This is a genomic window from Burkholderiales bacterium, assembly GCA_036262035.1.
In the GTDB taxonomy this organism is placed as follows: domain Bacteria; phylum Pseudomonadota; class Gammaproteobacteria; order Burkholderiales; family SG8-41; genus JAQGMV01.
Window position 1 is genome coordinate 577,621 of sequence record DATAJS010000010.1, and the last position, 24,431, is coordinate 602,051.

The window sequence follows — 24,431 nt, forward strand, 5'->3', positions numbered from 1 at the left end:
CCTGGGCGACGATGAAACGCACGATCCAGAACGACGAGAGGCCAGTGAACGTCCAGCGGACGTTCGCGAACGCGCTCGTCATGATGGTGGACGACGAGCCGCTCACCATCGACGTCACGCGCGTGCACCTGCTCGACGCGGGTTACAGCCGTTTCACCTCGACGACCGATCCGCTGCAGGCGCTCGACATGATCGAGCGCACGCGCCCCGACGTGCTGCTGCTCGATCTCATGATGCCGGGCATCAGCGGCCTGGAGATCCTGGCGCTGATGGAAGAGCGCGGGCTGCTGCGCTTCGTTCCGACGATCATGCTCACCGGCTCGCGCGATCCGGCGAACAAGCTCAAGGCGCTGTCGCTCGGCGTCTCCGAATTCCTCATGAAGCCGCTCGACCCGAGCGAGCTGGTGCTGCGCCTGACCAACACGCTCGCGGCCAAGGCGTACTGGCAGGGCGGCGCCGCGGCGCGCTGGCCGGTGAGGGACGCGCGATGACCGCGGTGAGGGCGATGGTCGAGCCGCTGCCGTCGATGCCGGCAGGCTCGCCCGCGGACGCGGCGCGCGACCGCGCCGGGGAGAGCCGGAAGCTCCTCGACGCGCTCGTCATGATGGTCGACGACGAGCCGCTGAACATCGAAGTCACGCAGATCCACCTCGAGGAAGCCGGCTACACGCGCTTCGTCTCGACGTCGAACCCGCTCGAGACGCTCGATCTCCTCGTCGACCGCAGGCCCGACGTGCTGCTGCTCGACCTGATGATGCCGGGCATGAGCGGCCTCGAGATCCTCGCGGCGATGGCGGACCGCAACATCCTGCGCGACGTGCCGACGATCATCCTGACCTCGTCGAAGGACGCGGCGGTGAAGTATCAGGCCCTCGAGCTCGGCGCGACCGACTTCCTGGCGAAGCCGGTCGATCCGAGCGAGCTGCTGCTGCGCCTGCGCAACACGCTCGCGGCGAAAGCGTATCGCGACCGCCTCGCGAACTACGACCTGCTGACCGGCCTTCCGAACCGCAACACCTTCATGGAGCGGCTCGACTGGGGCATGCGCCACGCGGAGCGCTACAAGCACAGCGGCGCGGTGCTGCAGATCGGGCTCGACGAGTTCAAGCGCGTGAACGAGGCGCTCGGCCCCGCGGTCGGCGACGCGATGCTCCAGGGCGTCGCGCAGCGTCTCGAGCAGTGCCTGCGCAACACCGACACCGTCGGGCGGCTCGACGAGGACAGCCCGCGGCCCAGCCTGTCGCGCCTGTCGGGCGACGAGTTCACCGTGCTGCTGCCGGTCGTGCGCAGCGGCGACGACGCCTCGCACGTCGGGCAGCGGCTGCTCGAAGCGATCGCCGAGCCGTTCCACCTCTCCGGTCACGAGATCAACGCCACGTGCAGCGTCGGCATCGCGGTGTTCCCGAGCGACGGCGTCGAGGCCGACACCATCCTCAAGAACGCCGGCGCGGCCATGCTGCACGCGAAGCAGCGCGGCAAGAACTATTCGGCTTTCTATTCGAGCGAGCTCAACGCGCGCGCGCTGCAGCGCCTCCAGCTCACCGCGCAGCTTCGCCGCGGGCTGGAGCGTGACGAGCTCGTGCTGCACTACCAGCCCAAGGTCGACGTGAAGACCGGCGAGGTGGTCGGCGCCGAGGCGCTCGTGCGCTGGCGGCATCCCGACCGCGGCATGGTGCCGCCGGGCGAGTTCATCCCGCTCGCGGAGGAGAACGGCCTCATCGTGCCGCTCGGCGAGTGGGTGCTGAAGAACGCGTGCCGGCAGATCCGCCAGTGGCAGGAAGCGGGCTACCGCGTGCCGTGCGTGTCGGTGAACGTGTCGAGCCAGCAGTTCAGGCAGGGCGACCTCACCGCCGTGGTGAGCCGCATCCTCGGCGAAGCGCAGGTCGACATCTCGCGTCTGTGCCTCGAGCTCACCGAAGGCGTGATCATGGAGAACGCGCAGCAGAACATCGAGACGCTGCGCGATCTCAAGGCGATGGGCGTCAAGCTCTCGATCGACGATTTCGGCACGGGGTATTCGTCGCTGTCGTACCTCTCGCGCTTCCCGCTGGACGAGCTCAAGATCGACCGCTCGTTCATCATGCAGATCAAGGCGCCCGACGATCGCGCCGCCATCGTCACCGCGATCATCGCCATGGCGCACAGCCTGGGACTGTCGGTCGTCGCCGAAGGCATCGAGACCGAGCCGCAGCTCGCGTTCCTCGGCGCGCAGGGCTGCGACGAGTATCAGGGCTACTTCAAGTCCAAGCCCGTGCCGGCGTCCGAGTTCACGCAGAAGTTTCTCGCGGCGGCGTAACAGCGCCTCGTCATTCCCGACGCGCGCCGTGCGCGCGATCGGGAATCCGTTCCGCTACTCCACCCTGATCCCGGCGCTCTTGATGATCCCGGCCCACGTCGCGGTCTCTTTCCTGATGCGCGCGACGAGCTCCTCCGGAGTGCTGGGCTCCTGTTGCAGGCCGAGGCGCTCCATCGAGGATCGCACGTCGCCGTTCTGCAGTGCCTTGACCGAGTCCTTGTGGATGTGCTCGACGATGCTCTTCGGCGTCGCGTGCGGCACCACCAGGCCGTACCACTGGATCGCCTCGAATCCCGGATAACCGGACTCGGCGACCGTCGGCAGGTCCGGTAGCGCATGGCCGCGCTTGGCGCCGGTGCTTGCGAGCGCGCGCAGGCGCCCGGACTTGATGAAGGGGAGCGTCGAGGCGGTGGAGCTGACGTTCATCTGGATCTCGCCCGCGAGTATGGCGGCGAGCGCGGGCCCTGCGCCTTTATACGGCACGTGCACGACGTCGATGCCGGTAGTCTTCTTGAACAGCTCGGCGGCGAGGTGGTTCGAGCTCCCCACGCCGGCCGATCCATGACGGAACGCGCCGGGCTTCTGCTTGGCCAGCGCGACGAACTCCTTGACCGTCTTGGCCGGAACGCCGGGATGCACCACGACGATCTGGTCGCTCACCGCGAGGATGACGACGGGCTGCAGATCTTTTTCGACGCTGAAAGGCAGCTTGTAGAGGCTCGGATTTGCGGTGAGCTGGGTGTCGAGCGCCAACAAGACCGTGTAACCGTCCGGGCTTGCGTGCGCGACAATCTCGCTGCCGATGTTGCCGGCGGCGCCCGTGCGGTTGTCCACCACCCAGTTCTGGCCCATCGATTCGCTCAGCTTCGGGGCGACGATGCGCGCCGTCGTGTCGACGCCGCCGCCCGGCGCGAAAGGCACGACCAAACGCACAGGTCGGGTCGGGTACGCGGAATCGGCTGCGTGCGCGACCCCGGCGGCGATGCAAAAGCCCAGCAGGGCAATGGCGTTCGTGATGCGACTCGGGGGAATGCGGTTCATCATAGTGCTCTCCTCGTTCTGATTCATTTCCCCCTTTTGGAAACGACAGTCGTCAAGCTGTTTGCTTACGCGACTGTATTGCGCGCGGGTTCGGAGATCAATCGCCGTGCCTTTCTCATCGTCATTCCCGACCCGCGACAGCGGAGGGGATCGGGAATCCATTTTGACTTTCAACCGCCGAACGGTGAACGGTGAACGGTGCGATGCGGCGACAAGAAATGGATTCCCGCCTTCGCGGGAATGACGATCATGCGCCTTCGCGGGAATGACGATCGTCCGCCTTCGAGGGGATGACGATCGTCCGCCTTCGAGGGGATGACGATTTGTCGCATTCGCGGGAATGACGATGTCCCGTGCGCGGGAATGACGGGCGCGTGCTTCGGAAGTGACGATCCTACGATGATGCGGCGCGCGTGAGGCACGCGCGATAGCGCGTGTCGACGCGATTGGCGAACCAGTCGGTGGTGAGCTTGCGCGTGATCTTCGGGCTGGTCAGCAGGATCTTCGGCAGCACGGCGCGCGGCGCGGGGTGGCCGCTGACTTTGTCGGCGAGCGCGAAGACCCGCGCGTAAAGCTTCGTCTTCTCGAACGCGAGAGTACGGCCCTGTTCGAGGTCGTCGCGGATCTCGCCGACGCTTATGCCGATGCGTTTACCCAGCGTGCGTGTCGCGAGCTCGGTCGCGCCGGGCTCTTTGGCGGGCTGGCCCTGCTCGTAGCGCAGCAGGTCGCCGTCGAGCGCGAGCGGCACGCCGGTGACGAGCGTCACCGCGTTCTGGAAAGCCGCGTTGCGGCTCGCGTAGTGCCCCGCGTTGTAATCGGCGAAGCGATAGAGGTGGCTCGCGTACGACGCCGGATAATCGAGGAGGTGCGCGATGCCGAAATACATGCCGCCGCGCCGCGTGAACACTTCATTGCGTATCGCGCCCGCTTTCGGATACGGATAGGGCCGCGAAGCCGCGTGCGATTCGGCGTACGCGATCGACACCTGCATCGGGCCGCCGGTGCGCACCGGGTTCCTGTCGGCGAAGAAGGTGCGGCCGAGCGGCACCATGCCGATGAAGTCATCGAAGATCTCCGAGAGCTGCTGCTCGGTCTTCACCGCGTCGATGCGCTCGCGGTAGCTCCTGCCGTTCGGCGACGGGATCATGAGCGCGCCCTGCAGCACCACGCCGGGCACGCCGGCGCGCTCGCGCTGGCGCTCGATCTCCTTCCACGCGATCTGCGAGAGATTCGGCACCGCCGGATCGACGCGGAAGTTCGACTCCTGGTCGGTGATCGCGACGACCGCGCACACGTTCTCGCGCGTCGCCGGTATCTCCATCGCGGCGAACGCGGCGTAGATGTCGGTCGCCCATGCGGGACGATTCGTGACGCCGCCGGGCAGCACGCGCGCGATGAAGGCGCGCGCCTCGGCCGGCGTCATCGTCTTGGCGGGCGGCTGCGTGGACGCGGGCTCCGGTGCGCTCGCGCAGCCGGCCACGACCGCGCAAGCTAGTGTCACAATGAGGGCGCGCAAGAAACGGGGAAGGGTGGCATGAAGACAGCGCGCATTATCGCTGCTTTGGGTCGCGCTTTCCGCGCCGATCAGGCAGACGGGGATGAAGGTGCGGTGATGCGTGGAAAGGTGACGGGTGAACTCGCGCGATCGCTTTTCGCCACCGCTTTACCCGTCACCGTTTTTCGTCACTTTTTTCCAACTGAAAAGGAGTTGACCGTTGGCTGATCTCTCGACCTGGCAGACGCGGCCGCGGCCGGAGCGGATTACGCTGGAAGGGCGGTACTGCCGGCTGGAGCCGCTGGACCCGGCGCGGCACGGCGATGCGCTGTTCGACGCGTCGATGGCGCCGGGTGCGGAGGAGCGCTTTCGATGGCTTCCCGACGGACCGCAGGACCGCGCGAGCTACCAGCAGTGGCTCGAGCGTACCGCGCGCTCGGAGGATCCCCTGTTCTTCGCGGTGATCGACCGCACGAGCGGGCGCGCGGAAGGGCGGCAGGCGCTGATGCGCACGACGCCCGAGCACGGCGTCATCGAGATCGGCAACATCCTGTGGGGCCCGCGCATGGCGCGCACGCGCATCGCGACCGAAGCCTTCTTCCTCCACGCGCGCTACGCTTTCGACGACCTCGGCTATCGGCGCTTCGAATGGAAGTGCAACGACCTGAACCAGCCGTCGCGGAATGCCGCGGCGCGCTTCGGCTTCACCTTCGAAGGCGTGTTCAGGCAGCACATGGTCGTCAAAGGCCGAAACCGCGACAGCGCGTGGTTCTCGATGCTCGACGGCGAGTGGCCGCGTATCAAGGCGGCCTACGAGCGCTGGCTCGATCCCGACAACTTCGATCGGGAGGGTCGGCAGCGCAGCGCGCTGGCGAGCTTCAGATCGGCCGTTTGATCGACCGCGTTCGCCCTTACGCCAGCGCGGCGTCCGCCGCCGCGATCAGCGCATCCGCATCGAGCGGCGCCGACGAGTCCGCGGTCGCGACGCCGACGCTCGCGTTAATCCTGACCGGCTGCACCGATGGATCGAACGGCTCGGCGAGCGAGGCGCGCATGCGCTCGGCCGCGGCCGTCGCTTCGGCCTTGCCGCAGGCGGGCAGGACCGCGAGAAATTCCGCGCCGGCCACGCGGCCCATCTCGTCGTAGGGCCTCAGGTGCGCGGTCATGCGCCACACCGCCTGGCGCACGCGCTCGTCGTCCACGGCTTCCGCGAGCTGCACGACGATCGCGCTGACCGGCGTACCCGTTCTGGCCGATTCGGCCAGCCGCTGCTGGAGCCTCTCGCGGATGCCGGCACCGTTCAAAAGGCCGGTCGGCTCGTCGATGGTCGCCTGCGCGCGCATCTCGTCCTGCAGCAGTAACACCCGCTCGGCCTTGTGCAGGCGCGCGCGCAGCTCCCGCGGGTCGAGCGGCTTGCGCAGGTAGTCGTCCGCGCCGCCCTCGAAGCCGTCGGTCACGTCCGACGCCCGGCCGCGCGAGGTGAGCAGGATCACGTATTGATAGGGGCGGCGGTTGCGGGCACGCAGGCGCCGGCAGATCTCGACCCCGTCGGGCGCGGGCATCATCCAGTCGAGCACGGCGAGCGCAGGCGCGTCGGGCGCTTCGAGGAGCTGCCAGGCGTGCGCGCCGTCCTCGCAGGCGACGACTTCGTGTCCGAGGCGCTCCAGCGCGGCGGTCAGCGCCGCGCGCGCCACCTCGTCATCGTCGGCGATCAGGACTTTCATGTGCGGTCATCCGGAAAAACGATCGCCGCATTATGCGGGATCACCCGAATGTGTGACGGCTGAATCGCATAGGGAATTCGGGGACGGCGATCTTTCCGATTTCGCCCGGCAAACACGCCGCCTACGATGCGTCCCATCAGTGGTTAAGAACTATAGATCGGGGTTACGAGGTCAACGGCGCGTCTCACTCGTAGAAACCCTGTCCATCGCAGAGGCGTGCTCGTGACCCAAAGGAGCTGATCATGAAACGTACGATGAAGATGGTGGTGCTTTCTTCGCTTGTGTTCGCGGTGCAGGGCGCGGTGGCGGCCGAGGTCGATCAACCGTACCCCTCCGACGCCGAAGCCAGCTACAGCCTGCCGGCGCTCGACTCGTTCGCCGACCAGATGGCGCGCGCCGGCCGCGCCAACGAGGAACCGCAGTCGTGGGGCGTGGGCAAGCGGCAGGTGACGCCGCACGACCCGTTCCCCTTCGGCGGCGGCTTCATCGACGACTAAAGCGCGCGCTGCGCGCGCGCTCGACCGGTAACGCCAAGGAGGGAAACCAAGGTGTCCCTCCTTGAACCTCCCTTCCTTTGAAAACCGCCTGACCTACGCCGGGCCGGTCGCTGTCCGCGCCGGCGCGTACTTCCCCGTCAGCTGCGGCGTCGTCCCCTTCAGGCCTTTCACCTCGCGATCGAGCCGCGTCTCGCGCGCCCACGTGCGCTTGAGCTCGTCCTTCACTTTCACCGTGAGCTTGCCCAGGCCTTCGACTTCGAGGTCGACGGTGTCGCCGTCCTGGAAAGCGGAGAGGCCGCGGTGGTTGGTGCCGGTGGCGAGAATGTCACCCGGCTCGAGCTCGTGGATCGTCGTGATCCATTCGATGCAGCGCGGGATCCTGTGCGCCATGTCGTCGGTGTTGTAGTTCTGCTTGAGCTCGCCGTTCACCCACAGCTTCACCTGCAGCTTCTGCGGATCCTTGATCTCGTCCCTGGTGACCAGATAGGGCCCGATCGGCGCGAACGTCGCGCGCGACTTCATCTGGTAGAAGGTGTTGCCTTCGGGCAGCACGCCGCGCGCGGAGCCGTCGATGAAGTTGACGTAGCCGAACACGTAGTCCATCGCCTGCGCGGCCGGCACGAAGCTCGCGCGCTTGCCGATCACCAGCGCGAGCTCGGCTTCGCCTTCGAAGATCGTCGCCGCGATGTCGGGCAGCACCATGGTGTCGCCGTGGCCGACGATGCAGCCCGGCGACTTGTGGAAGGCGTTGATCGGTGCCGGCGCCTTGCGCGTGCCGTCCTCCATGTAGTTGACGGCCATGCAGTCGATGTTGACCGGTTTCGGCAGCGGCGGGCGCAGCTTCACCTGCGTCACCGGCACGCCCTTGCCGCTGTCGGCGGCGCGCTGCAGCGGCCCGCGGAACTCCTCGAAGCGCGCGATCAGGTTGTTCATGAGATCGCCGGGACCGGTATGCGGGATCTTCTGCACGATCGAGGTGACGTCGACGACGTCGTTGCCCTTGAGCACGCCGAGACGGTAATCGTTGAACATGACAAGCTTCATGAGCCCTCCTTTGTAGGCGGATTTGTTCGGCTTGTTGTTGTCGTGCGCCCCTCGGACAGCGCCGTTTGCCGGAACATCTTAGGCCATCCCCGACGCGCGCCGCAAACGGGTTATGATGGCCGTGCGCCCAAGCAAACGGAGGAGTATGTGAAGACGAAAACGATTTCGCTCACCCGCCGACACCTCATGCTCGCGGGTATCGCCGGCGCCGCTGCGCCGGCGCTCGGTCTCGCCGAAACCGGTGCGCCGCCCACCGGCGCCGCGGCGCTCTCCCAAGTCTCCATCCATGCCGGCGACACGCTGCTCGTCTCGGGCCGCGTCGTCGACGCCGCGGGCAAACCGCTTCCCGGCTCGCGCGTCGAGCTGCTCCAGCACGGCATCGCGGGCGCGGCCGACGGCGACGGGCGCTTCGTGCTGAGCGCGAAGACCGCGCGCAAGAGCCGCGGCGTGCTGTGCCGCGTCAGCCACGGCGATCGCTCGCGCGTCACCTATCTCGCTTTCGAGCGCAAGCACCGCGGCCGCCGAGACGGCATCGCGATCCTCGACCGCGACGAGCGCGGCACGTGGCGCACCACGTGCGGCCTCACGGTCGTCTGAGGCCGCGCGCATGATGAAGTGGACTCTCGCCGCCGCGCTCGCGGCGGGCTGTGCAGCGGTGCCAGCGCTCGCGCAGGAGTTTCCGACCAGGCCGGTGCGCATCGTCGTGCCGTTTCCCGCAGGCGGCTCGTTCGACACCATGTCGAGGCTGCTCGCGCAGCGCATGCAGCTCGGCACGAACGTCATCGTCGAGAATCGTCCCGGCGGCGGCACGGTGATCGGCACCGAGTACGTCGCGCGCCAGCCCGACGCGCACACGCTGCTCTGCATAGGTCCCAGCTTCACGATGCTGCACGCGCTGCGCAGCCGCGTGCCTTTCGATACCGCGAAGGACTTCAAGGCGGTGACGCAGGCGATCGGGCTGACGATGATCGTCGCGGTGAACTCGTCGCTGCCGGTGAAAACCATGAAGGAGTATCTCGCGCTCGCGAAAGCGCGGCCGGGCGAGCTCACCTACGGCACGTCCGGTCCCGGCACCAGCCACAACATGCTCGGCGAAGCGCTCAACCTCGCGACCAACGTGAAGATCACGCATACGCCGTATCAGGGCGAGGCGCCGGCGGTGATCGCGGCGGTCGGCGGCCACATCACCGGCGTGCTCGTGAACGTCTTCTCGGTCGCGCCGCACGTGAAGACCGGCAGGCTGCGCGGTCTCGCGGTGACCAGCCCCGATCGCGACTGGCTGGTGCCCGAGGTGCCGACCGCGCGCGAAGTGGGTGTGCCGCAGATCGAGGCGATCAACTGGGCGGGCTACGTCGTGCCGTCGGGCGCCAATGCGGCGGCGATCGCGAAGCTCAACGCCGAGCTCGTGAAACACCTCAGCGCCCCCGACATCAAAGAGAACCTGAAGGCGCAGGGGATCGTCGCCATGCCGAGCACGCCGGAGCAGTTCGGGGCGTTGCTCAAGTCGGACGGCGATCGCTACACCCGGATCGCCAAGGCGGCCAACGTGAGGCTCGACTGATGATCACTACGAAGACGGCGCGCATGCTCGCGCGCTACAACCGCTGGTCGAACGACGTGTTCTTCAAGCACGTCGCCGAGCTTCCTGCCGAAGAGATCACCAAGCCGCGGCAGACGCTCTTCAAGAACATCGTCCACACGCTCAACCACATCTACGTCATCGACGACATCTTCCGCGCGCACCTCGAAGCACGCGCCCACGGATACACCGCGCGCAATACCGCCGAGCCGCCGTTGTTCGAAGACCTGCGCCGGAATCAGCGTGAGCTCGACGAGTGGTACGTCGCGTGGAGCGATCGGCAGAGCGACGGCTCGCTCGAGGAGATCGTGAATTTCACCTACGTCGGCGGCGGCGACGGCGCGATGACGCGGGGGCAGATCCTCATGCACGTCGTCAACCACACGAGCTATCACCGCGGCTTCGCCGGCGACCTGCTCTTCCAGATCCCGGGCAAGCGCGCGCCGACGACCGATCTCACCGTCTTCCTGCGCGACGTCCCGCAGGATGGGGTCTGACCCCGGCATCATCGGGGTCTGACCCCGGTTTGCTCCAGGAGGCTCCTATGATCGTGGCTATCGTGACATTCAAGCTGCCGAAGCGCTTGTCTGTAGAGGAAGCCGCTGCGGTGTTTCGCTCGACCGCGCCGAAGTACCTCGGCAAGGCCGGCCTGCGCAGAAAGCATTACTACGTGACCGAAAGCGGCGACCGCGCGGGCGGCATCTATCTGTGGGAATCGAAGGCGGCGGCCGAAGCGTGCTACACGCGCGAATGGCAGGCGATGGTGACCGACAAATACGGCGCGCCGCCGGAGATCGTTTATGCGGACGTGCCGGTGACGGTCGACAACGTGGCGAACCGCATCGAGGAATAGAAAACCCGGGTCAGACCCCGATGAAGCCGGGGTCTGACCCGCTCGGTTACAGCTCGCGGTGGACGAAGTCGATGATCTTCTCGAGCGCGTCGCGCGCCTGCTGCGAGTTGGGATCGTTGGTGATGAACGCTTCGCCGACGTCGTCGAAGAGGTGCAGCTCGACGCGCCCGCCCGCCTTCCTGTAGAGCTGGATGAAGTTGTCGCGGTTCGGCACGGGGTGCGCGACGTCGGCCGTGCCCTGCAGGTAGAGCACCGGCGGCAGCTCGGCCTTCTCACCGCGCTCGAGCGCGCGGGTCGGGTTGCCTTCGGCCATCGCCGCCTCGCTGCCCCAGAACTTGTCGTGGCACGCGATCCATTCCTTCGCGTGCTTCTCCAGCTTGCCCGTCAGGTTCTCTTTCGCATACTCGTAACGGCCGAGCGGATCGATCACCGGCCAGCACAGCACGACTGCCTGCACGCTCGCGTCGAAGTTACCGGCTGACGGCAGCGACGCATAACGTGCATCGCGCGGCCGCATCGCGGTGAGCATCGCCTGATGCCCGCCGCTCGATACGCCGAGCACCGCGACCCGGCCCGGATCGATCTTCAGCTCTTGCGCTTTCGACTTCGCCCAGCGGATCGCGTAGTTGATGTCCTGCACCGAGGCGGGGTACGCGCCGTCGGGCGGCATGCGGAAGTCGAGCGAGACGACGGTGACGCCGCTGCGGGCGAGCGGCGCGTCGGTGCCTTCGTCCGCGAGGCGATCCTTCTTGCACCACGCGCCGCCGTGCAGGTCGATCACCAGCGGGAACGGTCCTTCGCCTTTGGGCTTGTAGACCCTCGCGAGCAGCGCCTTGTCGCCATGACGCAGGTATTCGACGTCGCTTACATCGATGTCGTAAGTCGACAGCACCGCAGTGTTCATCGTGATCTCCTCCAAGCGTGGAACCCGGCATACTACGCGCAAAACAAGGGAGAGTTCGCAATGCGTGCCATCCGCCGCGCCTTCGCTTTCGCTCTGACTGTGTCCTGGGCCGTATCGTGGACCTGCGCGCTCGCGCAGACCCCGCGCGTGCCGCCTGCCGACGCCGCCAATCCCGTCCCGACGACGATCGTCACCAACGCCGCCGCTGCGGTGAAGGCCGGCGGTGTGCCGCTGTTCCAGGTCGATCCGTTCTGGCCCAAGGCGCTGCCGGGCAACTGGATCCTCGGCCAGGTGTCGGGTGTCGCGGTCGACAAGCGCGACCACATCTGGATCGTGCACCGGCCGCGCTCGCTCTCCGAGCGCGAGGTCGGCGCGCAGCAAAACCCGCCCTGGAGCAAGTGCTGTTATGCGGCGCCGCCGGTGCTTGTCTTCGATCAGTCGGGGAATCTCCTACGCGCGTGGGGCGGTCCCGGCCAGGGTTACGAATGGCCCGACACCGAGCACGGCATTTACGTCGACGACAACGATTTCGTGTGGACCGCGGGCAGCGGCGCGAAGGACTCGCAGATTCTCAAATTTACCCTGGACGGTAAGTTCGTCATGCAGATCGGGCGCAGCGGCCAGTCCAAAGGGAGCAGCGACACCCAGAACCTCGGCAGTCCCGCCGACATGTTCGTCGACACCGCAGCCAAGGAGCTCTACGTCGCCGACGGCTATCGCAACAAGCGCGTCATCGTCTTCGATTCCGAGACCGGCGCCTACAAGCGCCACTGGGGCGCCTACGGCAAGCCGCCGGTGGACGAAAAATTGCCTGCCTACGATCCGGCGCGTCCGCCCGCTTCGCAGTTCGGCAATCCGGTGCACTGCGTGCGCATGTCGCGCGACGGTCTGATCTACGTCTGCGACCGCGTCAACAACCGCGTGCAGATCTTCCGCAAGGACGGCACGTTCGTCTCGGAGCACGTCTTCGAGCGGCCGACGCGGCTCAGCGGCTCGGTGTGGGAATTGGTGTTCTCTCCAGACCGCGACCAGCGCTTTATCTACATGGTCGACGGCGTCAACAACGAGATGCGCATCGTCGCGAGGACCGGTATGGAGACGCTGGCGCGCGTCGGCAGGCCGGGCCGTTATGCGGGGCAGTTCCACGTCGTGCACAACATCGCGGTCGACCGCCAGGGCAACGTCTACACGACCGAGGTGAACACCGGGCAGCGCGTGCAGAAGTTCAGGCGGCTCGATCCGCAGAACTGACGCGCGGGCGATGCACCGGCTGCTCACCGATGTCCTGCCGCGGGCCGCGGCGCTCCTCGCGGTCGCGATCGCGGTCTGCGCGCTCTCCGGCTGGGCGTTGCACGTCGACGCGCTGAAGAGCATCGTCCCGCGCGAAGCGCCGCTCGAGGCGAACACCGCGGTGGGCCTGCTGCTCGCCGGCGGCGCGTTGTGGATGCTCCTCGCGCAAGAGCGCCCGCGCCGGCGCGACGTCTTCGTCGCGGTTGCGGTGCTGCTCCTCGGGCTGCTCACGCTCGCGCAGCACGTCTTCGATCTGGACTTCGCGATCGACGAGCTGCTCTTCGCCGATATCACCGACCTGCCCGGCAAGATCCCCGGCCGCATGTCGCCGTACTCGGCAGTCGCGCTGGTGGGTATCGGGCTCGCGCTCGCGGTGTTCAACGCGCCCACGCTGCGGCCGGTGGTCTGGGCGGCGGCCGCGCTGGCGGCGGTCATCGGCGCGGTGCCGCTGGCGGGCTACGTGTCGAACGCCGCCGCGGTGATCGGCAACCGCTGGCTCTCGCCGCTCGCCGCATCGGTCGGTTTCGTGCTGCTGGGCGGCGGCATCTTCGCCGCGTCGGTTCGCGGCGTGGAATGGCGGCGGCGCCGCGCACCGCGCAGCTCGGTCGAGCGCAAGGTGCTCGCGGCCTTCGCCGGCGCGCTGCTGCTGCTCGTCGCGGGCGCGCTCTTCACGTATCGCGCGAGCGTCGACTTCGCCGAATCGTCCGAAGGCATCTCGCGCACCGAGCAGCTTCGCGACGCGCTCGACGACCTCTACGTCGTGCTCTCCGGCGCCGAGTCCGCGCAGGCCGCGTATCTCCTCACCGGCCGCGTCCAGAGCCGCGAGGAGTATTCGCGGCTTGCGGCGAGCTCGCACGCGTACCAGCGGACGATCGCCGCCTTCGTCGCGGGCGACCCGACGCAGGCCGCCGATCTCGACCGGCTCAAGGCGCACGTACAGCGCAGGTTGAAGCTGCTCGAGGAAGTCACCGCGCTCTACGACGAGAACGGCCTGTCGTCGGCGCGCGAGGCGATCGCCTCCGACGAAGGCGCTGCGAGCATGCGCGCGATCCTCGAGCTCACCACGCGCATGGACGAGCGCGGCGAAGCGGTGCTGATCCAGCGCGAGAACACGCTCGCGCGCACGCGGCAGCTCACGCTGGGATCGCTGCTGCTCACGCTCGCCGTCGCGACGGGCATCTTCATCGCGCTCTTTCGCGGCATCAGCCGCGAGATGTCGGCGCGCGCCGATGCCGAGCTCGATCTGCGCGAGCGCAATCGCGAGGTGCTCACGCTCAACAGCGAGCTCGCGCAGCGCGCGGCCGAGGTCGAGGCGATGAACAGGGAGCTCGAAGCCTTTTCCTATTCGGTCTCGCACGACCTGCGCGCGCCGCTGCGCCACATCGACGGCTATATCGAGATGCTGCTCGCCGAAGCGGGGGAGACGTTGTCCGAGGAAGCGAAACGGCACCTGGCGGTCATCGCCGACTCGAGCCGCCACATGAGCGACCTCATCGACGACCTGCTGGATTTCTCGAAGAGCGGCCGGGTGGAGCTGCACGCCGAGCGCGTCGACCTCGGGCCACTGGTGAGCGACGTCATCCGCAGCCTGGAGATGGGCACGCGCGGGCGGGCGATCGAATGGGACATCGAGGACCTGCCCGCGGTCCGCGGCGACCCCGCGCTCCTGCGCCAGGTGTTCGTGAACCTCGTCGACAACGCGGTGAAGTACACGCGGCAGCGCGACCCCGCGGTCATCCAGGTGGGCTCCGCGGGCGTCCAGCAGGGCCGGCAGGTGGTTTTCGTCCGGGACAACGGGGTCGGTTTCGACATGAAGCACGCCGCGAAGCTCTTCGGCCTGTTCCAGCGCCTGCACCGGGCGGACGAATTCGAAGGTACCGGCATAGGTCTTGCCAATGTACGCCGTATCGTCGCCCGCCATGGGGGCACGGTGTGGGTGGAAGCCGAACCCGGCCGCGGTGCGACGTTTTATTTCAGCCTGGAGCCAGCACCGCCGTGAACACGCAGGCCGCCGCGAGCATCCCCTCCGAGCGGCCCGTTCGCGTACTCCATCTGGAAGACGATCCGCGCGACGCCCAGATCATCGCCTACAAGCTCAAGGCGGGCTGCCCTCACTGTGACATAGTCCACGTCGCAGACCGGGCGTCGTTCGAGGCCGCCCTGGCGCACGAGAAGTTCGACCTCGTGCTGTGCGACCACAATCTGCGCGATTACGACGGCATCTCCGCGCTGCGGCACTGCAAGGCGAGGCAGCCCGACACGCCGGTGATCATGATCTCCGGCACTTTGTCCGAAGATGACGCGGTCGAGTGTCTGAAGGGCGGCGCCACCGATTACGTGCTGAAGCAGCGGCTGCAGCGGCTCGCGCCGGCGGCTTTCCGCGCGGTGAAAGAGGCGGAGGAGCACCACGGCCTCGCGCGCTCGCAGGCCGACCTGCGGTTGCGCGACCTCGCGATCGATGCGGCGACCAACGCGATCTTCATCGTCGACGCGCTGGCGCCGGGTCAGCCGATCGTGCACGTCAACCGCGCCTTCGAGCGCATGACGGGCTACGCGGCGGAGGAAACCATCGGGCGCAGCGCGCAATTCCTCGAAGGGCTCGAGCGCGACCAGCCCGAGCTCGAGCGGCTGCGCCAGGCGCTCGCCACGGGCAACGAAGCGTCGGTCCTGTTACGCAACTATCGCAAGGACGGCACGCTGTTCTGGAACAACCTCCAGATCTCGCCGGTGCGCGACGACGCCGGCAAGGTCACCCATTACGTCGGCATCCAGAGCGACGTCACCGAGCTCAAGCGCTACCAGCTCGAGCTCGAGTACCGCGCGAATTACGACACCCTGACCGGGCTTGCGAACAAGAACCTGCTCGCCGACCGGCTGACTCAGGCGATGGCGTGGGCGAGCCGCACTCAGGAGCGCATCGCGATCCTCTACCTCGATCTCGATCGCTTCAAGGTCGTCAACGACAGTCTCGGCCATGCCAAAGGCGACGCGTTGCTCAAGAGCGTCGCGGCCAGGCTGAAAGTGAACGTGCGCGAGTCCGACACCGTTGCGCGCCTCGGCGGCGACGAGTTCGCGGTCATCCTGAACGGCGTCGAGGGACCCGCCGCGGTCGCCGCGCTCGCGCAGAAAGTGCTCGCGGAGCTTTCGCAGCCGATCGCCATCGACACGCACGAGGTGTTCACCGCCGCGAGCATCGGCTGCTGCGTCTATCCGGACGACGGCGCCGACGGCGAGTGCCTGCTCAAGAACGCCGACATCGCGATGTATCGCGCGAAAGGCAGCGGCGGCAACCAGGTGTGCTTCTACACCGAGGACCTCAACGCCAACGCGCTGGAGCGCCTGCGGCTGGAAGGCGATCTGCGCCGCGCATTGTCCGCGGGTGAGTTCGAGCTGCACTACCAGCCGCGCCTTGCGCTGGACTCCGGGCAGCCGACGAGCCTCGAAGCGCTGATACGCTGGCGCCGCCCCGACGGCCTGGTCTACCCCGCGCGCTTCATCCCGATCGCCGAGGAGACCGGCCTCATCGTGCCGATCGGCGAATGGGTCTTGCGGAGCGCCTGCGAGCAGATGAGGCGCTGGGCCGGCGACGGCCACTCTGCCTTGCGCGTCGCGGTCAATCTCTCGCCGCGCCAGTTCCGCCAGAGCGACATCGTGTCGACCATACGCGGCATCCTCGATGCGACCGGCGCCGACCCGTGCCAGCTCGAGCTCGAGATCACCGAGAGCGTCGCGATGCACGACCCGGAGAAGAGCCGTGTGCTGCTGCAGAAGCTGTCCGATCTCGGCGTCACGATCGCGATCGACGATTTCGGCACCGGCTATTCGTCGCTCGCGTATCTCAAGCGCTTCCCGATCGATCACCTCAAGATCGACCAGTCGTTCGTCCACGGCATACCGGCCGACGCCGAGGACAACAACATCGTGCGCTCGATCATCGCGCTCGGTAAGAGCCTCGGGCTCACGGTCATCGCGGAAGGCGTGGAGACCGAAGCGCAGCGCTCGTTCCTGCACGCCGAAGGGTGTGACGAGATGCAGGGCTACCTGCACAGCCGGCCGGCGCCCGCCGACGCAGTCGGCTTAACGCGCGTACACGCAGCGGCGTAGCCGTCATCGCGAGGAGCGCGGCGGCGCGACGCGGCGATCTCGTGGCGCACGCGATCGGACGCTCCGAGATTGCTTCGTCGCTACCGCTCCTCGCAATGACGACTACGTTCCCGGCAGCTTGCTCACCACTTCCGCCAGCATCGCTCGTACTTTGGGATCCTCATCGCTCGCCGCGAGCCTCGAATACACCCCCGCGGTCCGCTTCGGATCGCGCGCGTAGCTGTAGGCGGTGAGCACGAGCGCGACGCCCTGGCGGTGCTTGCCCTGCTTGGCGTAGATCATCCCCAGCGAGCCCCACGCGCTCGCGCGGTCGGGCGCCATCGACAGCGCGTCGAGGATGGGCTGTTCGGCTTCGGCGACGTGTCCCGACTTGATCAGCGAGTAGCCGAGGTTCTCCGCGATCTCGGCGTCGCCGGGGTCGGCTTCGCGCGCCTGCCGAAAGTAAGCCGCGGCTTCGTTGTAGCGGCTGCGCTGCCACAGCGCGAGACCGTGCTCGTTGAGGTCGCGCGCCTTGTGGCGGTTGCCTCGCGGCAGCCGCGCCTGCGCCTTGATCCTCAAAGCGATCTCGCCGACGCGCGCCCGATCGCCGTCGATCGCCGCGGCGACGAGCAACTCAACCGGGGATTTCTGTTCGGCCTGGTGCTGCGCGTTGCGCGGGCCGTTCGGATTCGTCACCGCCGCACACACGGCGCTCCCCACGAACAGCGTGACGAAGACGGCGGCGGCGGACGCTCTCATGCGCCCGATTGTACGAGTAGCGCAGGCGCCCCGCCTGCACAAACGGGCGCGCCGGTCGCAGGCGAAGGCGCCTGCGCTACATCAATGCGCGCCACGCAATGCGGCCGAAAGCCGGTAGAGATTCGATTCGTGCGACAGGGTGTCGCGCGGATCGACGGGGTCGTTCATGATCCGGACGAGCTTGCGCACGAAGACTTCGGGCTTGCGGCTGTAGCTCTTCGCCACGCCGGCTATCCATGCCTTCACCGCCGCCTCGGCCGCGACGCCGCGCTTGCGGGCGGCTTGGTACGCTTCGGTATGCTCGCGATACGCTTCCAGCGTCGCGAGCTTGGCCGCGACGAAATCGAACGCGTGCGCCTTGCTGTCGAAATGCGCGAAGCGCGACTTGCTGCGCCGGCACTCGAGCACGTACTGCTTGAGGCTGTTCGCCGCCGCCGGCACGAACTTCCACGCGAAGAGGTTGTTGGCGTGGATCGCGATGCGCGTATAGCCGTACCCCGATTCGGCGATCGCGATCGCGGCGAGGGCGCTCGCCGGGACGCCGTGGGTCTTCTCGGCCTTGACCGCGAGCTCGCTCACCTCGCGCACGAAGGCCGCGCGCTCCTCGGGAGTCGGGTGGCCGGGCTTGACGCCGTGACAGCTCCACGGCGCGGCTGTCGCGAGACACGGCACCAGCAGCGCCGCGGCCAGTAATGCGGTGACACCTCGATGTTGCGGTGCGGCATCCATTCGATCACCCGATGCACATCTTTCGCGATTGCGCCATGGGACCGGCCTGAAATAGCATTGCAGATTCCGCGATAGGGGAAGCAGCATTCGTTCCAGACCGCCGGCTTCCCGCCTGCCTCTCACTCATAAAAGGGGGAAACTCCAGATGCAACGCACTTACAAGATTCTGATCATGGGCGCGTCGTACGGTTCGCTGCTCGGCTCCAAGCTGGTCGCCGCGGGCCACACGGTCCACCTGATCTGCCTTCCCGCCGAAGCCGAGCTCATGAACGCCGAGGGCGCGCGCATCCGCATGCCGGTGCGCGGCCGCGAAGGGCTCGTCGACATCGACACCCGCAAGCTGCCCGGCAAGCTCTCCGCCGGCGGCACCGGTAACGTCAACCCCGCCGACTACGATCTCGTCGCGCTCGCGATGCAGGAGCCGCAGTACCGCTCGCCCGGCGTGCGCGAGCTGCTCGATGCGGTGGCGAAAGCGAAAGTGCCCTGCATGTCGATCATGAACATGCCGCCGCTGCCGTATCTCGCGCGCCTGCCCGGCCTGCCGATGAACGACATCCGCGCGGCTTACACCGATCCGACGGTGTGGGACAGCTTCGACCCGAAGTTCATGACGCTGTGCAGCCCCGACCCGCAGGCGTTCCGGCCGCCCGAGGAGAAAGTGAACGTGCTCCAGGTGCGGCTGCCGACCAACTTCAAGGCCGCGCGCTTCGAGTCCGACGCGCACACCCGGATCCTGCGCGACCTGCAGGCCGGCATCGAAGCGGCGCGCTTCGACGCGGGCGACGGCACCAGGGTCGAGCTTCCGGTGAAGCTCAAGGTGCACGAGTCGATCTTCGTTCCGCTCGCCAAGTGGAGCATGCTGCTCGCCGGCAACTACCGCTGCGTCGAGAAGGACACCATCCGCAGCATCAGCGACGCGGTGCACAGCGACATCGAGACCGCGCGCTCGGTCTACAACTGGGTGCAGGACCTGTGCGTCTCGCTCGGCGCCGACCGCAAGGACCTCGTACCCTTCGAGAAATACGCCAAGGCCGGCGAATCGCTGCAGGCGCCGTCCTCGGCGGCCCGCGCGCTCGCCGCCGGCGCGCCGAACATCGAGCGCGTCGACCGCCTGGTGCAGATCATCGCGAAGACCAAAGGGATGCAGAACGCCGAGGTCGACAGGACCGTGGCGCTGGTGGACGAATGGCTCGAAAGGAATCGGCGGAAGGCCGCCTGACGGCGAAAAGTGACGGGTAGAGCGGTGACGAGAACCGGTTCACCCGTCACCGTATCATCCGTCACTGCTTCACCCGTCACCGTATCATCCGTCACTGCTTCACCCGTCACCGCTTCACCCGTCACTTCTTAGCACTGCCAATGACCAGGTCGGGCAACCAGGTAACGATCTGCGGGAACGCGGTGATCAGCCCGATCGCGATCACCATCAGACAGAAAAACGGTATCGAAGCGTACGCGACATAGTTGCTGTCGCGCCCGCTCATCGTCTGGAGCACGAAGAGGTTGAAGCCGAGCGGCGGGGTGAGCTCGGCGATCTCGACCAGCAGCACGATGAAGATGCCGAACCACACCAGGTCGAATCCCGCTTTCTGCACCATCGGCAGGACGATGGACGTGGTCAGCACGATCATCGACACGCCGTCCAGCGCCGCGCCCAGGATGATGTAGATCAGCGCGAGCAGCGCGATCAGCATGTACGGATTCGGATTCATCCCCGCGACCCATTCGGCGAGCGCTTTCGGTATTCCCGTGAACGCCATGCACGAGGAGAGGAAGGCGGCGCCGGCGAGGATGAACATGATCATGCACGAGAGCCTCGTGGCGCCGATGAGGCTCTGCCAGAACGTGGTGCGGTCGAGCCCGCCCGACCACCACGCGATGCCCAGCGATCCCAGCACGCCGTAGGCCGCGGCTTCGGTCGCGGTCGCCCAGCCTTCGATCATCACCCACACGATGAACACGATGAGCGCGACGCACGGGATGAGGTGGCGGCTGCGGTGGAGCTTCTCGCGCAGGGGCACGCGCTCGGTCTCACGGGGCGTCTTGTCCGGGTTGAGCAGCGCCCACACGATGATGTAGCCCGAGAACAGCGCCATCAGCAGGAAACCCGGCAGGAAGCCCGCGAGAAAGACCTTGAGGATCGACACTTCGGCGGCGACCGCGTACACCACCATGATGATCGACGGCGGCAGGAGGATGCCGAGCGTTCCGGCGCCGCACAGCGAGCCCAGGCACGCCTTCTCGTCGTAGCCGCGGCGCTTCAGTTCCGGCAGCGCGACCTTGGCGATCGTCGCGCACGTCGCCGCCGACGATCCGGACACCGTGCCGAAGATGCCGCACGCGATGACGTTCACGTGCATGAGGCGTCCCGGCAGCCAGCCGAGCCATGGCGACAGCCCTTCGAACATCTCTTCCGACAGTTTCGTGCGATAGAGGATCTCGCCCATCCACACGAAGAGCGGCAGCGCGGCGATCGTCCAGTTGGCGCTCGATCCCCAGAACGCCTGGAAGAGGTTCGCTTCGGGCGGCGTGCTGGTGAAGAGCGAGAGGCCTACCCACGCCACCGCCGCGAGCGAGATCGCGATCCATACCCCGCCCATCAGCAGCACGAGCAGCAGGGCGAGCAGGACGAGCGCGATGGTGAGGGTGCTCAAACCATCTCCGAGAAGTCACCCGTCGCGCGGCGCTCTTCGTCCGCGAGCTGGTACGCGGGCTTCGCTCCGCGCAGCACCGTCATCCATTCGTCGAGCACCGCGACGAAGAAGATGGTCACGCCGACGACGAACGCGAGCTGAGGGATCCAGATGGGGATCTTGATGAGCCCTTGCGCGACCTCGTGGAACTGCCAGCTCTCGTAGACGAAGCGCGCGACCGCCCACAGCATGGCGCCGACGAAGAGCAGCGTGACCGAAAGCGCCGCGAGCTCGGCCCGGCGGCGCGCGCGCGGCCTGAGGCTCTCGATCCACAACCCGACGCGGACGAGCTCGCCGTGCCGGAAAGTGTGGCCGAGCGCGAGGAAAGCGGACGCCGCGGTGAGCCAGCCGGCGATGTCGTCGGCGCCTCGCACGAACACGCCGACCTCGCGGCCGATCGACTGCGCGAGCATGACGACGCACACGCCGGCGAGACAGAGCGCGGCGAGCGCGCCGGAAAGGGCGTACAGCTTGTCGAGCGCCGCGCGCACGCTTATCGGACGTTCCGGGATTGCTTCGTCGCTGCGCTCCTCGCAGTGACGGTTGCTGTCATCGCGAGGCGGCGCCGAAGGAACGCCGACGCGATCCCGTGGCGCACGTTACGGCCGCGCCGGGATGGCTTCGTCACTGCCGTCCCTCGCAATGACCGGCCGAGTCTCGGCCGGTCACTTGCCGCGATAGGCCTTGATCAGCGCCTCGCCGTCGGCGCCGGCGGACTTCTGCCATTCGACGAGCATGGTCTCGCCGACCTTGGTGAACGCCGCTTTCATCGCGGGATCGGGGTCGATCACGCTCATGCCGTTGTCGGCGAGCGTCTTGTTCGCGTTCTGCTCGCGTTGCCGCGACAAATCCCAGCCGCGCTTCTCGGCGGCCGCGGCCGCGGCGAGCAGCGCTTTCTTTTCGGCGTCCGGCAACCGCTGGAACGCGCGCTCGTTCACCACGACGACGTTCTTCGGATGGAACGCATTGGCCATGTAGTAGTTCTTAACGAACTCCCAGACCTTGGTCGACGTGCCGGTCGCGGACGAGGTGATCATGCCGTGCACCGTGCCGGTCGCGAACGCCTGCGGTACTTCCGGCACCTGGATCACCGTCGGCGCCGCGCCGAGAAGCTCGGCCATGCGCGCGGTCTGCGGGCTGTAGGTGCGCATCTTGGTGCCCTTGAGATCGTCGACCGTCTTCAGGGGATTCTTCGTATACAGCCCCTGTCCCGGCCACGCGACCGAGTACAGCAGCCGCATGCCGCGCCCGGCGAGCTTCTTCTCGAGCAGCGGCTTCTGCGCCTGGTAGAACCTGTAGGCGTTGTCGTAGCCGGTCGCGACGAAGGGGATGTTGTCGGCCGCGAACACCGGGTCTTCGTTGCCGAACTGGCCGAGCAGGAACTCGGCCATGTTGACCTGGCCGGTCGACACCGCGCGCAGCATGTCGGGGTGCTTGATCAGCGAGCCGTTGCTGTGCACGACGATCTCGAGCTTGCCGCCGGTCGCTTTCTTCACGTCTTCGGCGAACTGCTTCACGTTGATCGTGTGGAACTCGCCGTCGCTGTACGGCGTGGGCATGTCCCACTTCGTCTGCGCGGAGACCGCGCCGCACGCCGCCCACAGCACCATCGCTCCCAACAGCGCTCGCATGCCCATTCGACCCTCCCCGGCGAATCAGACGTCCGCGAATCATCGTGGGGCGTGCGTGCGGTTGTCAATGCGCGCTGTCGGTTGAAGAAGGAGGAGGTACGGGTGAGGAGATAGAGGTGAGGGAAAAACTCTCACCTTCACCTCCTCACCTTCACGATCACTGCGCCTGCACGTAAAAGAAATACACCGCCTTATACGGCACGCGCGCTTCCTTGCCCTTGTCCGCCGCGCTGCATCCCGCTGCCGGCGGCTTGCCGCCGGCGGTGTTGACGCGCTGTATCGCCTGAGTGCGGCCGAAGATGCCGGGGCCGGAGGCCGATTTCGTTACGAGCAGCAGCCACGGGATGGCGTTGGGATCGGGACCCTCGTCGCGGCCTTTGACTTCCGCGACGACCTTGCCGCCGGCGTTCGATTCCCAGGTCGGTCCGCCGTAGTGTTTGCCGATGGTGCGGCCCACGGTGTCGAAGAGCTGCGCTTCGGGCGCACGGAACGTCCATTCGAATTTCGCCGGATCGGCTTTGCCCGGCGCGCAGTCGTAGATCTGCACGCCGGTCGCGGGCACTTCCTGCGCGAGGGCGAGCTTGTCGGGGACGCGGATGCTCGCGGGGAGATCGGGCGGCGGTGTGAGCGGCGGGGTGGTGCAGGCGGGAAGCAGGGCGGCGAGCGGGACGGACACGAACCGGAAGCTGTGCATGGTGCCTCCTTACGGCGCGGTGCGTTAGCACGCACCCTACGCCAGACGACATCCCCGTGTCATCTCGTCACCGTTTCACCCGTCACCGCCTCACCCGTCACCGCTTTATCCGTCACTTCTTAATCAGTCGATCTTCGCCCCCGACTTCTTCACGATGTCGCCCCACTTCACCCGCTCTTTTTTCACGAACTGCACGAACTGCTCGGGCGAGCCGGTCGCGCAGACCGCGCCCTGCGTCGCGAGCGTGGCTTGCACCTTGGGCGCGACACACGCGCGCGCGATCTCGGCGTTGAGCCTGGTGACGATCGGCTTCGGCAGGCCCGCCGGTCCGATCATCGCGGTCCACGTGGTGATGACGTAACCGGGCAGGCCCGCTTCGGCCATCGTCGGCAGGTCGGGGAAGACGGTCGAGCGCACCGGGCCGGTGACCGCGAGCGGGCGCACGCGGCCGGCGCTCACGTGCGGCGCGATCGACGACTGGTTGTCGAACACGAGGTCGATCTGTCCCGCGAAGAGATCGGTCAGCCCCTGCCCGATGCCTTTGTAGGGCACGTGCGTCATGCGCGTCCCGGTCATCTGCTTGAAGAGCTCGCCGGAGAGATGCAGCGTCGAGCCGTTGCCGGACGACGCGAACGAGAGCTTGTCGGGATTCGCGCGCGCGTAGGCGATCAGCTCCTTCACCGATTTCACCGGCAGCGTGTTGCGCACCGCGAGCAGGTTCTGTCCCGAGGTGAACTGGCCGATGGGCGTGAAATCGCGATCGGCGTCGTACGGCAGGTTGGGGACGAGCGTGGAATTGATCGCGAGATACGTCATGTTGCCGTAGCCCAGCGTGTAGCCGTCGGGGCGGGAGCTCGCGAGGAGCTGCACGCCGATCAGACCGCCCGAGCTCGGACGATTGTCGATGACGAACTGCTGCTTGAGTTGCTGCGAAAGCTCGTTCGTGAGCAGCCGCGCCGAGATGTCCGCGCCGCCGCCCGGCGCCGACGGCACGATGTAGCGGATGGGACGCTCCGGATATTCGCCGTGAGCGGATACGCTGGCCAACAGCAGCAGCGTTGGCAACGTTGTTTGCCTGAAGAGGTTCGTCATGCCTTTCCTTTGCGTCCTTGGCGTCCC

General features: G+C 67.1%; 25 protein-coding genes. 13 read left to right on the top strand and 12 right to left on the bottom strand.

What is annotated here, in order from left to right; translation table 11 throughout:
• The first annotated feature begins 44 nt into the window (after nt 1–44).
• Both VHP37_10650 and VHP37_10655 read left to right on the top strand, forming a co-directional pair.
• Entirely contained in the window at nt 45–491 is a 447-nt protein-coding gene (locus VHP37_10650; protein ID HEX2826795.1) for a response regulator, read from the top strand.
• Nucleotides 488–2,296 (top strand): EAL domain-containing protein, encoded by a 1,809-nt coding sequence (locus VHP37_10655; protein ID HEX2826796.1) that lies wholly within the window; start codon nt 488–490, stop codon nt 2,294–2,296. Before VHP37_10650 ends, VHP37_10655 begins: the two co-directional genes overlap by 4 nt.
• A 54-nt stretch (nt 2,297–2,350) precedes the next feature.
• Here VHP37_10655 and VHP37_10660 read toward each other — a convergent pair whose 3' ends face one another.
• Nucleotides 2,351–3,337 (bottom strand): tripartite tricarboxylate transporter substrate binding protein, encoded by a 987-nt coding sequence (locus VHP37_10660; GenBank protein HEX2826797.1) that lies wholly within the window; start codon nt 3,335–3,337, stop codon nt 2,351–2,353.
• A 394-nt stretch (nt 3,338–3,731) separates the two neighbouring features.
• Nucleotides 3,732–4,817: a DUF1615 domain-containing protein gene (locus tag VHP37_10665; GenBank protein ID HEX2826798.1), complete on the bottom strand. Its 1,086-nt coding sequence runs from the start codon at nt 4,815–4,817 to the stop codon at nt 3,732–3,734.
• A gap of 54 nt (nt 4,818–4,871) precedes the next feature.
• On the opposite strand from VHP37_10665, the gene VHP37_10670 reads away from it, so the two are divergent.
• Together VHP37_10670 and VHP37_10675 are read left to right on the top strand one after the other, a co-directional pair.
• Nucleotides 4,872–5,060 carry a hypothetical protein gene (locus tag VHP37_10670; protein ID HEX2826799.1) on the top strand — a complete coding sequence of 63 codons (189 nt, stop codon included), beginning with the start codon at nt 4,872–4,874 and terminating at the stop codon, nt 5,058–5,060.
• Nucleotides 5,053–5,727, top strand: a complete 675-nt coding sequence (locus VHP37_10675) for a GNAT family protein (protein HEX2826800.1) — start codon at nt 5,053–5,055, stop codon at nt 5,725–5,727. The genes VHP37_10670 and VHP37_10675 overlap by 8 nt, the downstream gene beginning before the upstream one ends.
• 16 nt (nt 5,728–5,743) lie before the next feature.
• Here the strand turns inward: VHP37_10675 and VHP37_10680 are convergent, their stop codons facing one another.
• Nucleotides 5,744–6,556 carry a response regulator gene (locus tag VHP37_10680; protein HEX2826801.1) on the bottom strand — a complete coding sequence of 271 codons (813 nt, stop codon included), beginning with the start codon at nt 6,554–6,556 and terminating at the stop codon, nt 5,744–5,746.
• Nucleotides 6,557–6,798: 242 nt separating this feature from the next.
• On the opposite strand from VHP37_10680, the gene VHP37_10685 reads away from it, so the two are divergent.
• Nucleotides 6,799–7,053, top strand: a complete 255-nt coding sequence (locus VHP37_10685) for a hypothetical protein (GenBank protein ID HEX2826802.1) — start codon at nt 6,799–6,801, stop codon at nt 7,051–7,053.
• Nucleotides 7,054–7,146: 93 nt separating this feature from the next.
• Here VHP37_10685 and VHP37_10690 read toward each other — a convergent pair whose 3' ends face one another.
• Complete coding sequence (locus tag VHP37_10690) at nt 7,147–8,097, bottom strand: fumarylacetoacetate hydrolase family protein (protein HEX2826803.1); 951 nt, start codon at nt 8,095–8,097, stop codon at nt 7,147–7,149.
• Between the two features lie 147 nt (nt 8,098–8,244).
• Here VHP37_10690 and VHP37_10695 point away from each other — a divergent pair, with 147 nt between their 5' ends.
• From VHP37_10695 to VHP37_10710, 4 genes are read left to right on the top strand one after another with little or no spacing between them, the layout of a single operon-like run.
• Nucleotides 8,245–8,694: a hypothetical protein gene (locus VHP37_10695; GenBank protein ID HEX2826804.1), complete on the top strand. Its 450-nt coding sequence runs from the start codon at nt 8,245–8,247 to the stop codon at nt 8,692–8,694.
• Between the two features lie 10 nt (nt 8,695–8,704).
• Nucleotides 8,705–9,658: a tripartite tricarboxylate transporter substrate-binding protein gene (locus VHP37_10700; protein HEX2826805.1), complete on the top strand. Its 954-nt coding sequence runs from the start codon at nt 8,705–8,707 to the stop codon at nt 9,656–9,658.
• Complete coding sequence (locus VHP37_10705; GenBank protein HEX2826806.1) at nt 9,658–10,173, top strand: DinB family protein; 516 nt, start codon at nt 9,658–9,660, stop codon at nt 10,171–10,173. The genes VHP37_10700 and VHP37_10705 overlap by 1 nt, the downstream gene beginning before the upstream one ends.
• A 47-nt stretch (nt 10,174–10,220) precedes the next feature.
• On the top strand, nt 10,221–10,529 hold the full coding sequence (locus VHP37_10710; protein HEX2826807.1) for a monooxygenase: 309 nt from the start codon (nt 10,221–10,223) through the stop codon (nt 10,527–10,529).
• Between the two features lie 46 nt (nt 10,530–10,575).
• Here the strand turns inward: VHP37_10710 and VHP37_10715 are convergent, their stop codons facing one another.
• Entirely contained in the window at nt 10,576–11,433 is an 858-nt protein-coding gene (locus VHP37_10715) for an alpha/beta hydrolase (protein HEX2826808.1), read from the bottom strand.
• A 60-nt stretch (nt 11,434–11,493) separates the two neighbouring features.
• Between VHP37_10715 and VHP37_10720 the strand changes: the two genes are divergently transcribed.
• From VHP37_10720 to VHP37_10730, 3 genes are read left to right on the top strand one after another with little or no spacing between them, the layout of a single operon-like run.
• The gene (locus VHP37_10720) at nt 11,494–12,684 is read left to right on the top strand and encodes a hypothetical protein (protein HEX2826809.1); all 1,191 of its coding nucleotides are present in this window, start codon (nt 11,494–11,496) and stop codon (nt 12,682–12,684) included.
• Nucleotides 12,685–12,694: 10 nt separating this feature from the next.
• Entirely contained in the window at nt 12,695–14,722 is a 2,028-nt protein-coding gene (locus VHP37_10725; protein HEX2826810.1) for an ATP-binding protein, read from the top strand.
• Entirely contained in the window at nt 14,719–16,827 is a 2,109-nt protein-coding gene (locus tag VHP37_10730; protein HEX2826811.1) for an EAL domain-containing protein, read from the top strand. The genes VHP37_10725 and VHP37_10730 overlap by 4 nt, the downstream gene beginning before the upstream one ends.
• A 102-nt stretch (nt 16,828–16,929) precedes the next feature.
• Here the strand turns inward: VHP37_10730 and VHP37_10735 are convergent, their stop codons facing one another.
• Nucleotides 16,930–17,565, bottom strand: coding sequence for a tetratricopeptide repeat protein (locus VHP37_10735; GenBank protein ID HEX2826812.1), 636 nt, complete (start codon nt 17,563–17,565; stop codon nt 16,930–16,932).
• An 81-nt stretch (nt 17,566–17,646) separates the two neighbouring features.
• Nucleotides 17,647–18,294 (bottom strand): glucosaminidase domain-containing protein, encoded by a 648-nt coding sequence (locus VHP37_10740; protein ID HEX2826813.1) that lies wholly within the window; start codon nt 18,292–18,294, stop codon nt 17,647–17,649.
• Nucleotides 18,295–18,439: 145 nt separating this feature from the next.
• Here VHP37_10740 and VHP37_10745 point away from each other — a divergent pair, with 145 nt between their 5' ends.
• Complete coding sequence (locus tag VHP37_10745) at nt 18,440–19,513, top strand: hypothetical protein (GenBank protein HEX2826814.1); 1,074 nt, start codon at nt 18,440–18,442, stop codon at nt 19,511–19,513.
• Between the two features lie 121 nt (nt 19,514–19,634).
• Here the strand turns inward: VHP37_10745 and VHP37_10750 are convergent, their stop codons facing one another.
• From VHP37_10750 to VHP37_10770, 5 genes are all read right to left on the bottom strand, one after another.
• The gene (locus tag VHP37_10750; GenBank protein ID HEX2826815.1) at nt 19,635–20,948 is read right to left on the bottom strand and encodes a TRAP transporter large permease subunit; all 1,314 of its coding nucleotides are present in this window, start codon (nt 20,946–20,948) and stop codon (nt 19,635–19,637) included.
• A complete protein-coding gene (locus VHP37_10755) occupies nt 20,945–21,478 on the bottom strand; it encodes a TRAP transporter small permease (GenBank protein ID HEX2826816.1) in 534 nt (177 codons plus the stop codon). Before VHP37_10755 ends, VHP37_10750 begins: the two co-directional genes overlap by 4 nt.
• 174 nt (nt 21,479–21,652) lie before the next feature.
• Entirely contained in the window at nt 21,653–22,624 is a 972-nt protein-coding gene (locus VHP37_10760) for a TRAP transporter substrate-binding protein (GenBank protein ID HEX2826817.1), read from the bottom strand.
• 151 nt (nt 22,625–22,775) lie between these two features.
• Complete coding sequence (locus VHP37_10765) at nt 22,776–23,312, bottom strand: DUF3455 domain-containing protein (protein HEX2826818.1); 537 nt, start codon at nt 23,310–23,312, stop codon at nt 22,776–22,778.
• A gap of 123 nt (nt 23,313–23,435) precedes the next feature.
• Complete coding sequence (locus VHP37_10770; protein ID HEX2826819.1) at nt 23,436–24,377, bottom strand: tripartite tricarboxylate transporter substrate binding protein; 942 nt, start codon at nt 24,375–24,377, stop codon at nt 23,436–23,438.
• Between the last annotated feature and the right edge of the window lie 54 nt (nt 24,378–24,431).

Excerpts from the sequence above, each read along its gene's own strand:
- VHP37_10655 (HEX2826796.1), top strand. The coding sequence starts at position 488 with ATGACCGCGGTGAGGGCGATGGTCGAGCCGCTGCCGTCGATGCCGGCA.
- VHP37_10700 (HEX2826805.1), top strand. The coding sequence starts at position 8,705 with ATGATGAAGTGGACTCTCGCCGCCGCGCTCGCGGCGGGCTGTGCAGCG.
- VHP37_10715 (HEX2826808.1), bottom strand. The coding sequence starts at position 11,433 with ATGAACACTGCGGTGCTGTCGACTTACGACATCGATGTAAGCGACGTC.
- VHP37_10745 (HEX2826814.1), top strand. The coding sequence starts at position 18,440 with ATGCAACGCACTTACAAGATTCTGATCATGGGCGCGTCGTACGGTTCG.
- VHP37_10705 (HEX2826806.1), top strand. The coding sequence starts at position 9,658 with ATGATCACTACGAAGACGGCGCGCATGCTCGCGCGCTACAACCGCTGG.
- VHP37_10690 (HEX2826803.1), bottom strand. The coding sequence starts at position 8,097 with ATGAAGCTTGTCATGTTCAACGATTACCGTCTCGGCGTGCTCAAGGGC.
- VHP37_10670 (HEX2826799.1), top strand. The coding sequence starts at position 4,872 with ATGAAGACAGCGCGCATTATCGCTGCTTTGGGTCGCGCTTTCCGCGCC.
- VHP37_10725 (HEX2826810.1), top strand. The coding sequence starts at position 12,695 with ATGCACCGGCTGCTCACCGATGTCCTGCCGCGGGCCGCGGCGCTCCTC.
- VHP37_10765 (HEX2826818.1), bottom strand. The coding sequence starts at position 23,312 with ATGCACAGCTTCCGGTTCGTGTCCGTCCCGCTCGCCGCCCTGCTTCCC.
- VHP37_10735 (HEX2826812.1), bottom strand. The coding sequence starts at position 17,565 with ATGAGAGCGTCCGCCGCCGCCGTCTTCGTCACGCTGTTCGTGGGGAGC.
- VHP37_10740 (HEX2826813.1), bottom strand. The coding sequence starts at position 18,294 with ATGGATGCCGCACCGCAACATCGAGGTGTCACCGCATTACTGGCCGCG.
- VHP37_10685 (HEX2826802.1), top strand. The coding sequence starts at position 6,799 with ATGAAACGTACGATGAAGATGGTGGTGCTTTCTTCGCTTGTGTTCGCG.
- VHP37_10720 (HEX2826809.1), top strand. The coding sequence starts at position 11,494 with ATGCGTGCCATCCGCCGCGCCTTCGCTTTCGCTCTGACTGTGTCCTGG.
- VHP37_10760 (HEX2826817.1), bottom strand. The coding sequence starts at position 22,624 with ATGGGCATGCGAGCGCTGTTGGGAGCGATGGTGCTGTGGGCGGCGTGC.
- VHP37_10680 (HEX2826801.1), bottom strand. The coding sequence starts at position 6,556 with ATGAAAGTCCTGATCGCCGACGATGACGAGGTGGCGCGCGCGGCGCTG.
- VHP37_10710 (HEX2826807.1), top strand. The coding sequence starts at position 10,221 with ATGATCGTGGCTATCGTGACATTCAAGCTGCCGAAGCGCTTGTCTGTA.
- VHP37_10660 (HEX2826797.1), bottom strand. The coding sequence starts at position 3,337 with ATGAACCGCATTCCCCCGAGTCGCATCACGAACGCCATTGCCCTGCTG.